At 38.4% G+C, this 11522-nt stretch carries 9 protein-coding genes, 1 tRNA gene and 3 pseudogenes; 9 read left to right on the top strand and 4 right to left on the bottom strand.

Annotation, left to right across the window (positions count from 1 at the left end; genetic code table 11):
• Positions 1-82: 82 nt before the first annotated feature.
• Positions 83-184 (top strand): annotated as a pseudogene (locus tag EXE29_RS17775) (IS21 family transposase); the annotation flags it as partial.
• A gap of 24 nt (positions 185-208) precedes the next feature.
• Positions 209-575: pseudogene (locus EXE29_RS15290) on the top strand (transposase domain-containing protein); the annotation flags it as partial.
• Between the two features lie 127 nt (positions 576-702).
• On the opposite strand, the gene EXE29_RS15285 reads toward EXE29_RS15290, so the two are convergent.
• Together EXE29_RS15285 and EXE29_RS17540 are read right to left on the bottom strand one after the other, a co-directional pair.
• Positions 703-779: transfer RNA gene (locus EXE29_RS15285), tRNA-Ile, on the bottom strand.
• 305 nt (positions 780-1084) lie between these two features.
• Positions 1085-1246 carry a hypothetical protein gene (locus tag EXE29_RS17540; protein WP_155687858.1) on the bottom strand — a complete coding sequence of 54 codons (162 nt, stop codon included), beginning with the start codon at positions 1244-1246 and terminating at the stop codon, positions 1085-1087.
• Positions 1247-1506: 260 nt separating this feature from the next.
• Here EXE29_RS17540 and EXE29_RS15280 point away from each other — a divergent pair, with 260 nt between their 5' ends.
• Positions 1507-2070, top strand: coding sequence for a 1-acyl-sn-glycerol-3-phosphate acyltransferase (locus EXE29_RS15280; protein ID WP_106986666.1), 564 nt, complete (start codon positions 1507-1509; stop codon positions 2068-2070).
• Positions 2071-2183: 113 nt separating this feature from the next.
• On the top strand, positions 2184-2933 hold the full coding sequence (locus EXE29_RS15275) for a YebC/PmpR family DNA-binding transcriptional regulator (protein ID WP_120364987.1): 750 nt from the start codon (positions 2184-2186) through the stop codon (positions 2931-2933).
• Positions 2934-3015: 82 nt separating this feature from the next.
• Here EXE29_RS15275 and EXE29_RS15270 read toward each other — a convergent pair whose 3' ends face one another.
• Positions 3016-3486, bottom strand: coding sequence for an Lrp/AsnC family transcriptional regulator (locus EXE29_RS15270; protein ID WP_106986675.1), 471 nt, complete (start codon positions 3484-3486; stop codon positions 3016-3018).
• Positions 3487-3962: 476 nt separating this feature from the next.
• On the opposite strand from EXE29_RS15270, the gene EXE29_RS15265 reads away from it, so the two are divergent.
• A complete protein-coding gene (locus EXE29_RS15265) occupies positions 3963-5252 on the top strand; it encodes a phage tail family protein (protein ID WP_120364986.1) in 1290 nt (429 codons plus the stop codon).
• A gap of 149 nt (positions 5253-5401) precedes the next feature.
• Here the strand turns inward: EXE29_RS15265 and EXE29_RS15260 are convergent, their stop codons facing one another.
• Positions 5402-6166 (bottom strand): glutathione S-transferase family protein, encoded by a 765-nt coding sequence (locus EXE29_RS15260; RefSeq protein ID WP_117007726.1) that lies wholly within the window; start codon positions 6164-6166, stop codon positions 5402-5404.
• 365 nt (positions 6167-6531) lie between these two features.
• Here EXE29_RS15260 and EXE29_RS15255 point away from each other — a divergent pair, with 365 nt between their 5' ends.
• The 4 genes and pseudogenes from EXE29_RS15255 (at position 6532) to ychF (ending at position 11181) form a co-directional block, all read left to right on the top strand.
• The gene (locus tag EXE29_RS15255) at positions 6532-7734 is read left to right on the top strand and encodes an SfnB family sulfur acquisition oxidoreductase (RefSeq protein WP_120364985.1); all 1203 of its coding nucleotides are present in this window, start codon (positions 6532-6534) and stop codon (positions 7732-7734) included.
• Between the two features lie 13 nt (positions 7735-7747).
• Positions 7748-8971: an SfnB family sulfur acquisition oxidoreductase gene (locus EXE29_RS15250; protein WP_120364984.1), complete on the top strand. Its 1224-nt coding sequence runs from the start codon at positions 7748-7750 to the stop codon at positions 8969-8971.
• Positions 8971-9918 (top strand): annotated as a pseudogene (locus tag EXE29_RS15245) (NtaA/DmoA family FMN-dependent monooxygenase); the annotation flags it as partial. The gene EXE29_RS15250 and the pseudogene EXE29_RS15245, both read left to right, overlap by 1 nt.
• A gap of 171 nt (positions 9919-10089) precedes the next feature.
• Complete coding sequence (gene ychF, locus EXE29_RS15240; protein WP_106986674.1) at positions 10090-11181, top strand: redox-regulated ATPase YchF; 1092 nt, start codon at positions 10090-10092, stop codon at positions 11179-11181.
• Positions 11182-11522 lie beyond the last annotated feature (341 nt).

Genomic DNA, 11522 nt, shown 5'->3' with positions numbered 1-11522 from the left:
GTTTGAATATCTAGAAACGGTCAGAATCTTAAGGGAATATCTTGCAACAATATAATCAGTCACCAAACTTGAACTCTAACAGCTCAACTGTGTTAAAAAAATATGGTATTTGCCCCCGCTATGTAAGCCCTACTATGTACAGACCAAAGGCAAAGTTGAACGCTTTAATGAATACCTCAAATCAAGACTATATTAATGGCTCAACTAACACCATCTGACGCTGCTATCGGATTCCCTAACCGCTCTGAGGATCAACTACAGCCTAAAAAACTGGCAAGCACTCTGGCCGCTATCTGGTTGATGGTAACTTACCAATCAACATAAGAAGCATTGCTTCATAAGGGATCTAAAATCAGATGTGTTCCAGGGCCTTGGGACGTAATAACTAGTTATTTGCTGGCTCGATGAGCAGTTGTCAGCGAGCAGCTAATATCATACACCTGATTCAGTCAGCAAAGCTGAATGGACTGGATCCGCATGCCCAATTAAGTGATGTGCCGAAAAGGTTGCCGATACATAAAGTGACCCAGATTGAAGAATTACTTCCACACCGATGGAAACCCAACTCAAATTAAAAAATAGCTATGGGGTTTAGCGAATGCTTACAGAATAATGTTGATTTAAGCTGCTTACCATTTGCTTACCAGAATCTAAAAACAAAAAAACCACTTACGATTAGTACACGTAAGTGGTTGTTTTATATGGTGGGCCCAGACAGACTTGAACTGTCGACCAACGGATTATGAGTCCGCTGCTCTAACCAACTGAGCTATAGGCCCTATATATACCGAAACTGTTATATTTCAACAAGTTCAGGCGAAAAGAATACTATCTAACATTGTTTCAAAAGACAAGTACTTTTCGCGCTTGTTGTACATTTTCAAAACATTTATAAAGTATCAAAACGACTGTTTATAAGTAACAGACTTTGGTTTTGAATCATATTTCTTTATATGTGCAAGCTTTGTTTTCTTTAAGTAATAGCTTTTAAGTCTAATTAAACATATATAATAAATACTTTATTTAATTATAAATAAAAAGAATATCTGTATCACTTCTCTAAACATTCAGCAAAATCGAACAATTAAGACTCAATTATTTCTTTCTTTTTAGATTCAAGTTGAATTTCGATCAAAGACCATACAGCAACTAACATAAATAATGCTAGAGCAAAGCTCAAAACGCTCATTAAAGTCATTTTTTTCAGTCTCCAAAAAAATTTAACCATAAAATCTGTCATAGGCATTCTTTACACCTAAGACAAAAGTCTAATAAGAATCTGACTGAATAAAAAGTGCAAAATCACGCATTTTAATATTTTTTTATATCAAATAATATATTTAATGAATTAATATTTATTGACTTAGTTTTTTTTACTCTAAATAACAGGCAGAAATACGTCATTAAAACACGCATAAATTATTATCAAGCATACGGTTTTACTCTTGACTGTTGATTCAAACAGGAAGAAATTAAGCACTTTATTTCAACCTCTTCTTACACCCCATGCTGAATAAATTTATTGGCGAGTCTGCATTCAAGCTTGCAGGCTGGACTTATCATGTTGAACCCGATGTGCTAGAAAAAAAACAAGTGATTGTTGGCTTTGAACATACATCAATGATGGATGCTGTACTTTCACTAGCGCTTTTCAACATCTACAACATCAAGATACATACTTTAATAAAAAAAGAACTCTTTAAAGGCCCTTTCAAGCCTCTACTCAATGCAATTGGGGGCATTCCTGTCGATCGTAAAGCGAATAAAGATATTGTTTCTCAGATGGCTGAGCATTTTGCCAATAACGCAGAATTTAACTTGGTCATTGCTCCTGAAGCGACCCGAGCAAAGCGTGGCGAAGCGCGTAAGCCAATACGTACTGGTTTTTGGCACATTGCTAAAGCCGCTGGTGTACCCATTGTATTAATGTATGCTAATTCAAAAACCAAACAAGGTGGGATCTTCGGAAAAATCTATCCAACTGAACTCGACCATGACTTAGCTTTACTCAAAAAGCTTTATAAAGAAAATACTGGATTGGATATTATTATCCCAGAATCTAAAAACTAAATTTTTGATTGTTTAAAAACTCTAAGCTAAGCCCTTTATCAGAAAAAAGTGCTTATGGTAGAATTTGCACAATTTGATAGGCATAAGGCCAATCTACAAGGAGCATATTTCGCATGGCGGGTCATTCCAAGTGGGCTAACACAAAGCATCGTAAAGCAAAACAAGATGCGAGTCGCGCTAAAGTATTCACAAAATTTATTCGTGAAATCGTTACTGCAGCGCGTTTAGGGGGTGGCGATGTTGCTTCTAACCCACGTTTACGTGCAGTAGTCGAAAAAGCATTAGTTGCAAACATGACACGTGACACTATTAACCGTGCAATTGCACGTGGTGTTGGTGGTGAAGAAAATGCAGACCTAAAAGAAGTGACTTACGAAGGTTATGGTGTGGGTGGTGTTGCTGTTATTGTTGAAACAATGACAGATAACCTAAACCGTACGGTTCCAGATGTTCGTCACTGCTTCTCAAAAACTGATGGTAACTTAGGTACAGCAGGCTCTGTTGCCTACATGTTTACTAAACGTGGTGAGATTACTTTTGAAGATGTATCTTTAGAAGATAAAATCATGGACGTGGCTTTAGAAGCTGGCGCAGAAGATATTGAAGTTGATGAAGAAGAAATTCTAGTCATTACAACACCAGAAACATTTGGTGAAGTTCAAGATGCTTTAACTGCTGCAGGTTTAAAATCTGATAACGCTGAAGTTGTAATGAACCCTTCTACTAAGGCATTAATTTCAGATGTTGATCAAGCGAAGAAAATCGTAAAAATGATCGATATGTTTGAAGACCTTGATGATGTACAAAACGTTTATACAAACGTTGAATTTACGGATGAAGTTCTTGCTCAACTTGGCGACTGATCAAGCTGAAAACGAGATACATCTAAAAAAACGCGCCAATTGGCGCGTTTTTATTTATTGCATATAAGATGAAGATAAGTCACTAAGCTTTGCTCAACAATCCTGTGCAATTAAATACGTTATATTCTTTAATCACAAAACTCGAATGCAGTGCGACCACATGTTCAATTTTTCCAATACGTTTTAACAGTACATCGCTGTAATTTTCCATATCTTTTGCAACAACTTCTACAATAAAATCTGCAGATTGGCCCGTCACTAAAAAAGCATTAATCACTTCAGGAATACTTTCTAACTCTTCTAGAAATTTTGCAAAGGTGTCTGTATCATGCTTACTTAATGATACTTGCAAGAGCACATGCAGACTAAAACCGAGTTTCTGATAATTGAGTTCTCGTTTTAATCCAGAAATAATATTTTGATCAATCAAGTGCTTAATACGGCGATGGACTGAACTGACTGATAAATTAATCCGCTCAGACAATTCATTAAGATTCAGATCTTCATTGGTTAATATTTCTAAAATTTGCTTATCAAAGCGATCTAATTCCATGCCTTGCTCCATCATAACTACAGCTTTATATACATTTATTTTGTTTTCGTACGACAATCACTTAAAAAGTGACATAAATAATTAATGTAAAGAAGAAAACGAGAAATGCAAATTTATTTTTCAGTTATTTCCATATTTTTCGAATTTTTTATCACCAAATATCCTTTTTATAAAAAATAGCGTACTTGTGCCTTAATGTAAATCATGTAGATAAATGCAAAATTCAGCTTTAAATACGATACATCTGTATACCATTGGTCAGAATTTTTAAATCATCCGACTAAATACAGATTCTTTTATTTTCAGTTAATTAAAACAATATACAGATTATTTTTTTGTGATGAACTTCTCTTTTTTTATTTTTACTGGATTTTTCAATATTTTACATTTTAATTGAATCAGTTTAAAAAAGATTTGCTTTACAAGACCCCCTCAAAAATAAAGCAGATTAGAAAATAACAAGGAATGAATAAAAAATGGCAATTAAATTAATTAGCTTACTCAGCACTAAAATTAGTCCGGTTCTTAGCTCAAATACACAACTCAGCAGTATTCAAAATAGTCTCAGTACTATTATTAACCCAATTAGTTCCATCATCAGTTCAATTACCAACAAACCAACGACGATTGACCTCAGTAGCTTATCAAGTTCTTTACCTAAGCTCATGAGTTTAATGACTAGTCTAAGCGCTAGTACTGCAAAGCCAACCCTGAATACAGATACCATCAATACGCTGATGCAGACTCTGCAACCTTTACTTCAATCAGTAAATGGTACTTCATCTATTAATCAAAGCCAACTATTACAGTCTTTACCTACTATTGTAAATAGCATTACAACCTTAATCAATAGCTTCGGCAATCAAGGCAATGTATCAGATAGCGTTTCCTCTGCAATTACCGCGGTTAAACCACTGCTCACAATTTTAGCAGGTGCTAGTAGCAATACTGACGTGAGTCAAATTGTGAGCACATTAAGTAAAATCATTGATATTGCGCAGCCGATTATTCAAGTTGCAGGCAGTGCAACATCGGGTAATGTTGATTTTGGTGATATTGCCAAAGGTGCTACACAAGCATTAATGCCATTACTTGCATCTATCGATACAGGTAACTCCAAAATTGACATGGCACTTCTGCAAAAAGCTTTACCTTCAGTAATTGGTAGCGTAACAACCTTAGTAGGAACATTAACCAAAGCCAACGAAGGGAATATTCCAGAAACTATTTCAGGTGTGATTAAAGGGATTAGCCCTTTACTCAAATTACTGGCAGACAGTGGCAGTTTAGATACTGACCAAGTTACAACTGTGAATACCGTTTATAACTTACTGAACAGCGTAAAAGCGATTATCGACTTTACAAGCAATCCATCATTATTAACACTTTCTAGCGACCTAAATAATATCATTGACTCATTGAAACCAGTCATTGCAGTACTGGATCAAAAAGGTGATTTCAGCAACTTACTTGATAACGTACATATTCCAGACTTGGGCGACCTACTAGGTAGCTTAAGCAAACCATCTACAGATCAAAGCCACGACAGCAACAGCTCAACAACGACCAGCTTACCAAACCTTTCAGATCTTCTATCGAATGCAAGTGGATTAGGTCAGATTGACCTTAGTACAATTGCGCCACAATTAGGTGAAGCAGCCAATAAAATTGCTGGCTTATTAACTGGTAACATTCCTGAATTAATTACCACATTACCTTTGACAGCTCCTGTGCTAGATCTAAATACACCTACGTCTTATGTATAAGCTGTCTAGGCAAAGTATTTATTACTAAGTACTATTAAAAAAATGCACCTTCTGGTGCGTTTTTTTAATACTTTAAGTCAATTCGATACGATTTCAGCATTCTTTTTGATTTACCCTTAAACGAGTCTAAATCTTAATTAACAACCATATTAAACACCCCGCCAATCCACCCGTGCATTGCGTTCTGTTTGATATATTCGTTGTACATATTGGCCTAATGGAAGTTCCTGCAAGTAGGCCTTATAGTCTTTAAATTCATCCGACAATAAATCTTCGGATTCTTTTTCCCACGGTGTACCTGCAAGCTCTAAGATAGGTGCAAGCATCGAGCAAACTGCAATATCTGCTAAACCGATGCGGTCGCCAACAAAATAACGACCACCCTGCTCAATAATTTTTTCATTCAGCTGTTCAATGAGTTGTTGCATCTGTGTTTTTGATTGCGCGACTTTGTCGCTATCAAGCTGATAGCCTTTGGACATAATCGCTTTCAAAATTGGTTTACTGTATTTTTCAAATTGGCGTAAGTAGCCTTTTTCACCAATTAAGATATCTAAAGACTCACCACCTTCATTCAGCACATGTGACAACCCCCAACGGCGCACATGTTGCCCCAATTCAATTGACATTAAATTAATATCTAAAGCTTGAGTGCGTAATTGAGGATCAGCCCTCAGCAAGCCATGTTCTGGGTACTTTTCATCTAAATACAGTGCAATTTGCGTAGAATCTGCAACCCAACATTCTTCATCACGCAAAATAGGAAGTTTATTTTGACCTGTTTTAAGCTGAGCAAAAGCACGATGCACACCAGGCATCAAATTATGAGCAGTATATTCAAGCTCTTTATGGTCGAGTAGCCAGCGTGCTTTTTCACAAAAATGCGATAAAGGAAACTGGTATAAGGTGCGCATATATACTCCAAAATTTATTGTCTTACCCAATCCATGCGGACAAGTATTTTAGTCAGATACTTTAGACACCGCCTCGTTCAAAAACAATGAACTTTTTTTCCAAATTGCTGAATGTTTTGTCACTAAAGTTATTTATTTTTATACGATTTTATCGCATGAATATCTAAATTCAATATATACCGCTTGTTAAAAACTCTTAATAAATAATTAAATTCAATATATTTCATGTACTTAATATATACTTAAAATTAAAAAATTCAGCAGGATAAATTCATAGGACTTTTTTGCATAAGGTCATCGAAAACTCACATTTAATTATTGCAATCAGAGCAGTTAGCGTTTGGAGATTAAATATAGGTGCTCTTATGTCTCGTTTAACTGCCGATAATGTACATATTCTTGAAAATGACCAAGATGCAATTACAGCGGCCTACCACGTAGCCGACTTTGCTTTAGAAGGTCGTAATCTTCGTGATCAAAAGCGTCAACTTCCATTTGCTGAAATTGAACTCTTTAGCCAAAAAGGCTTAGGTGCCATGCGCATACCCAAGCAATACGGCGGTGCCTTCATTTCAAATAAAACTTTGGCACATGTATTTCGTATTTTGAATCAGGCGGATTCGAGTGTCGGTCAAATCCCGCAAAACCAAATTAGCTTACTTAATTTGGTGGATATTATGGGCTCAGAAGAACAGAAGACCTTTATTTTTAATCAAATTCTGCAAGGCAAAAGACTCGCCAATGGTGGCCCAGAGCGTAATACCAAAGACAGTAAAACTCTCAATACTCGATTAGATATTGAAAATGGCAATTACATTTTGCAAGGCGAAAAATTCTATTCTACAGGCAGTAGTTTTGCCGACTGGTTAGCCGTAAAAGCCATTCATCCTGAAGGTCATGTGGTATTGGTTATTTTGCCTGCCAAAGCTGAAGGTGTAGAAGTCATCGACAATTGGGACGGTTTTGGACAACACACAACCTCAAGTGGCACGATTAAACTCAATCAAGTTGTTGTTGATCCATTTTTAATTTTTGATGAACGTAAACTCACCACACAGCCGAGTTATCGTGGTGCTTATTCACAGCTCCTACAAGTTGCTATTGATGTGGGTATTGCTGAAGCAGCCTTCTCCGACACCATCAGCGCGGTAAAACGTGCTCGACCAATAGTCGATGCACAAGTGGAAAAAGCCAGTGAAGAACATTACACCCTACAAGAGGTAGGTAAGTCGGCAGTACTCTTAGATGCTGCGATTTTACTTTTGGATGATGCCGCTGAATATCTAGATGGACTTGATCAATTAACTCATATTACAGAAGAACAAGCAGCCCAGGCATCGATCTTGGTTGCAGAAGCCAAAGTGTATGCCAATGATGCGGCTTTACAGATATCCGAAAAATTACTCGAATTAGGCGGTAGCCGTTCCAGCTTAAGCGCACATCAACTCGATCAGCATTGGCGTAATGCACGTGTGCATACCTTACATGATCCGATCCGTTGGAAATTACACGCCTTAGGGGATTATTACCTTAACAATAAACTCCCTGCCCGCCACGCTTGGATTTAAAGGACGACTCAACATGACCTCATTTCATAACCTTGTTTCTTTTCAATCCAATTCTGTAGCCAATGCCCATATTATTCGTTCAGATGCGGAAGCACTTGAAATTGCGACTCGATTAGCTGAGCAATTTCAGCACAATGCAATTCAACGAGATTCAGATCGACAACTGCCTTTCGATGAAATTGAAAGCTACAGCCAGTCAGGTCTGTGGGCCATTACCGTACCTAAAGAATACGGCGGTGCTGAGGTATCAAGTTATACCGTTGCGCGTATTATTGCACTGATGAGTGGTGCAGATGGCTCGATTGGTCAAATTCCACAGAACCACTTTTATGCCCTTGAAGTACTCCGCAATACAGGTACAGTGCAACAAAAACAAAAACTCTATGCAGAGGTACTCAAAGGTGCTCGCTTTGGCAATGCCTTGGCCGAGTTTAAAACCAAAAATTCCACACAAAAATATAGCGCCATTAGCGCTACAAGTGATGGCTTTGAAGTCAATGGTGAGAAGTTTTACTGCACAGGTAGTTTATTTGCACATCGTATCCCAACCCTCGTAAAAAATGCTGAAGGCCGTGAATTTCTTGCTTTTATTCCTCGTGAAAGTGAAGGACTAGAACTGATTGATGACTGGTCGGGTTTTGGCCAGCGCACTACAGGCAGTGGCACGGTTAAATTCAACCATGTACAGGTCAAAGCTGAAGATGTGATTGCATTTGATGATGCATTTAGTACACCTACACTTGTCGGGCCTTTTGCTCAAATTATGCATGCAGCCATTGAAACAGGCATTGCACGAGCTGCCTTTGAGGAAACCTTGCTACGTGTACGCCAAGCCCGCCCGTGGATTGATTCAGGTGTAGATACTGCAACAGAAGATCCACTCACCAAATTTGAATTGGGTCGTATTGTTGCAGATGTCCGTGCGAGCGAAGTATTGCTTAAACAAGCAGCGCGTTCTATTGATGCCACTAAACCATACCCTACTGTAGAAAATATTGCCAAAGCTTCACTGGATGTTGCTAAGGTTCGTGCACATAGCACGGATACGGCCCTCAAGGCGTCGTCTAAATTAATTGAACTCGCAGGTAGCAGAGGGAGTCAGCGCAGTGATGGTCTTGACCGTTTTTGGCGTAATGCACGTGTGCACACTCTACATGATGCCTCACGCTGGAAATATTATTTTATTGCAAACTATGTATTAAACGGTGTACTTCCACCTCGTCGAGGGACACTGTAATGACACAAATACCTGATAAAGAAATTATTTTAAATGCCTTTGATATGAATTGTGTGGGTCATATCAACCATGGCTTATGGACACATCCACGCGATGAATCACATCGTTTCAATGAGCTTAGCTATTGGACAGGTTTAGCTAAAACACTGGAACAAGGTTTATTTGATGGGCTGTTCATTGCTGATATTACGGGCGTATACGACGTCTATCAGGGCAATATTGATTTAACCTTAAAAGAGTCCATTCAATTGCCTAGCCATGACCCAAGTACTTTGGTTTCAGCAATGGCTGCCGTAACGCAAAATTTAGGCTTTGGCGTGACCGTCAATTTAAGCTATGAAACGCCCTATCAATTTGCTCGTCGTTTTGCCAGTTTAGACCATTTAACCCAAGGACGAATTGGCTGGAACATTGTGACAGGTTATCTCGACAGTGCAGCGCGATTAATTGGTCAAACTGGCCTACAAGACCATGACCTGCGTTATGAGCAAGCCGAAGAATTTTTAAGTCTCTGCTATAAATTTTGGGAAGGCTCTTAGGAACATGATGCTGTAATAAAAGATAAATCCCAGCGTATATTTACCCAGCCCAGCAAGGTACATGCAATACACCACCAAGGTCAGTTTTATCACAGCCAAGGGGTGTTCCAAGTGTCTCCGTCAGTACAACGCACACCTGTTTTGTTTCAAGCCGGCGCTTCTACACGTGGCTTAAGTTTTGCGACTCAACATGCAGAGGCGATGTTTATTGGTGCAGACCAACCCGCAAAAGTAAAACAGCAAGTTGAACAAATTCGAGCTCAAGCCCGTAGCCAAGGTCGCGACCCAAATCAACTTAAACTATTGGTAGGTATTAGTGTAATTACTGCTGAAACCGATGAACTTGCACAGCAAAAGCTTGCCGAATATATAAGTTATGCCAGTCCAGAAGCTGGCTTGGCTCATTTTGGTTATGCTGGTACAAGCCACAGGTGATTTACTCGCTGCACAGCTCGATAAACGTAAAATATAGACAACACCGTAAAAGCTTATATGCTCCCCTATGCAAGCCATGACTTTGTCATGGCTTTCATGTAAAATCGTCGGCAATTTTATATATAACACTGTGTGAGTTATTTCATGGGTTTTAATTGCGGTATTGTCGGCTTGCCGAACGTTGGTAAATCTACTCTTTTCAATGCTCTTACTAAAGCTGCTATTGCTGCTGAAAACTTCCCATTCTGTACGATTGAACCCAACACAGGGATCGTTCCTGTGCCAGACCCACGTTTAGACAATCTTACAGCGATTGTTAAACCACAACGTGTAATTCCAACCACGATGGAATTTGTCGACATTGCTGGTCTTGTTGCTGGTGCGTCTAAAGGTGAAGGCTTGGGTAACCAATTCCTTGCAAACATCCGTGAAACAGATGCAATTGCACACGTTGTACGTTGTTTTGAAGACGAAAATGTCATTCACGTAAATGGCAAAATTGATCCATTAGATGACATTGCAACCATTAACACTGAACTTGCTTTAGCTGACTTAGAAACTGTAACTAAAGCAGTTACTCGTTTAGCTAAATCTGCAAAAAGTGGCGATAAAGAAGCGATTGCAACAAAAGCAGTTTTAGACAAAATTTTACCTCTACTGGATGAAGGTAAACCTGCACGTGCAGCAACTCTAGATGACGACGAGCGTAAATTGGTTCGTGGTTTTGGTCTACTGACTTTAAAACCAACCATGTACATTGCGAACGTTGCAGAAGATGGTTTTGAAAACAACCCACACCTTGAAGCTGTTAAAAACTTAGCTGCTTCTGAAAATGCAATTGTGGTTCCACTTTGCAACCAAATTGAAGCTGAAATTTCATTGCTTGAAGATGAAGACCGTGCAGAATTCTTAGAAGCTTTAGGCATGGAAGAACCAGGTCTAAACGTGGTTATTCGTGCAGGCTATGGCTTACTTGGCCTTCAAACTTACTTTACAGCAGGCGTACAAGAAGTACGTGCTTGGACCGTTAAAATTGGCGCAACAGCACCTCAAGCGGCTGGCGTTATTCATACAGACTTCGAAAAAGGCTTTATCCGTGCTGAATGTGTCGCTTATAACGACTTTGTTCAATTCAATGGTGAAGCGGGTGCAAAAGAAGCAGGTAAATGGCGTTTAGAAGGTAAAACTTACATCGTTCAAGACGGTGACGTTTTACACTTCCGCTTTAACGTATAATTTAAATACGTTGCAAAAGGCACCTTCGGGTGCTTTTTTTGTAATAACAGATTAGTAGATGGCCTATTGATAAACCAATTAAGAAGCCCAAAGACAAACTTTTAACTAACAAAAGCCAATTGAGAGAAAATGATCAGCAGAGTGGGTAAATACGGCGTATATTAAATTGGAAGTATGCTCAATCGATACATGTGTAGCGCCTATATATATGTGAATTCAAAACGATTTAAATATAAATAAAACATTGAACCAATATACAACCGTATATATTTAAAGCATTAAAATGAAACCAAACTTAAGAGCAAAAATAAAATACATAGGCACACTATTGCTATCTCATA

It is taken from the genome of Acinetobacter sp. WCHAc060006, assembly GCF_004209135.1.
In the GTDB taxonomy this organism is placed as follows: Bacteria; Pseudomonadota; Gammaproteobacteria; order Pseudomonadales; family Moraxellaceae; genus Acinetobacter; species Acinetobacter cumulans.
This window is presented reverse-complemented; position numbering and strand designations above follow the sequence as displayed.

Bases quoted from the DNA above. Each gene is read 5' to 3' on its own strand.
- EXE29_RS17540 (WP_155687858.1), bottom strand. From the start codon at position 1,246: ATGCCTATGACAGATTTTATGGTTAAATTTTTTTGGAGACTGAAAAAA.
- EXE29_RS15280 (WP_106986666.1), top strand. From the start codon at position 1,507: ATGCTGAATAAATTTATTGGCGAGTCTGCATTCAAGCTTGCAGGCTGG.
- EXE29_RS15275 (WP_120364987.1), top strand. From the start codon at position 2,184: ATGGCGGGTCATTCCAAGTGGGCTAACACAAAGCATCGTAAAGCAAAA.
- EXE29_RS15270 (WP_106986675.1), bottom strand. From the start codon at position 3,486: ATGGAATTAGATCGCTTTGATAAGCAAATTTTAGAAATATTAACCAAT.
- EXE29_RS15265 (WP_120364986.1), top strand. From the start codon at position 3,963: ATGGCAATTAAATTAATTAGCTTACTCAGCACTAAAATTAGTCCGGTT.
- EXE29_RS15260 (WP_117007726.1), bottom strand. From the start codon at position 6,166: ATGCGCACCTTATACCAGTTTCCTTTATCGCATTTTTGTGAAAAAGCA.
- EXE29_RS15255 (WP_120364985.1), top strand. From the start codon at position 6,532: ATGTCTCGTTTAACTGCCGATAATGTACATATTCTTGAAAATGACCAA.
- EXE29_RS15250 (WP_120364984.1), top strand. From the start codon at position 7,748: ATGACCTCATTTCATAACCTTGTTTCTTTTCAATCCAATTCTGTAGCC.
- ychF (WP_106986674.1), top strand. From the start codon at position 10,090: ATGGGTTTTAATTGCGGTATTGTCGGCTTGCCGAACGTTGGTAAATCT.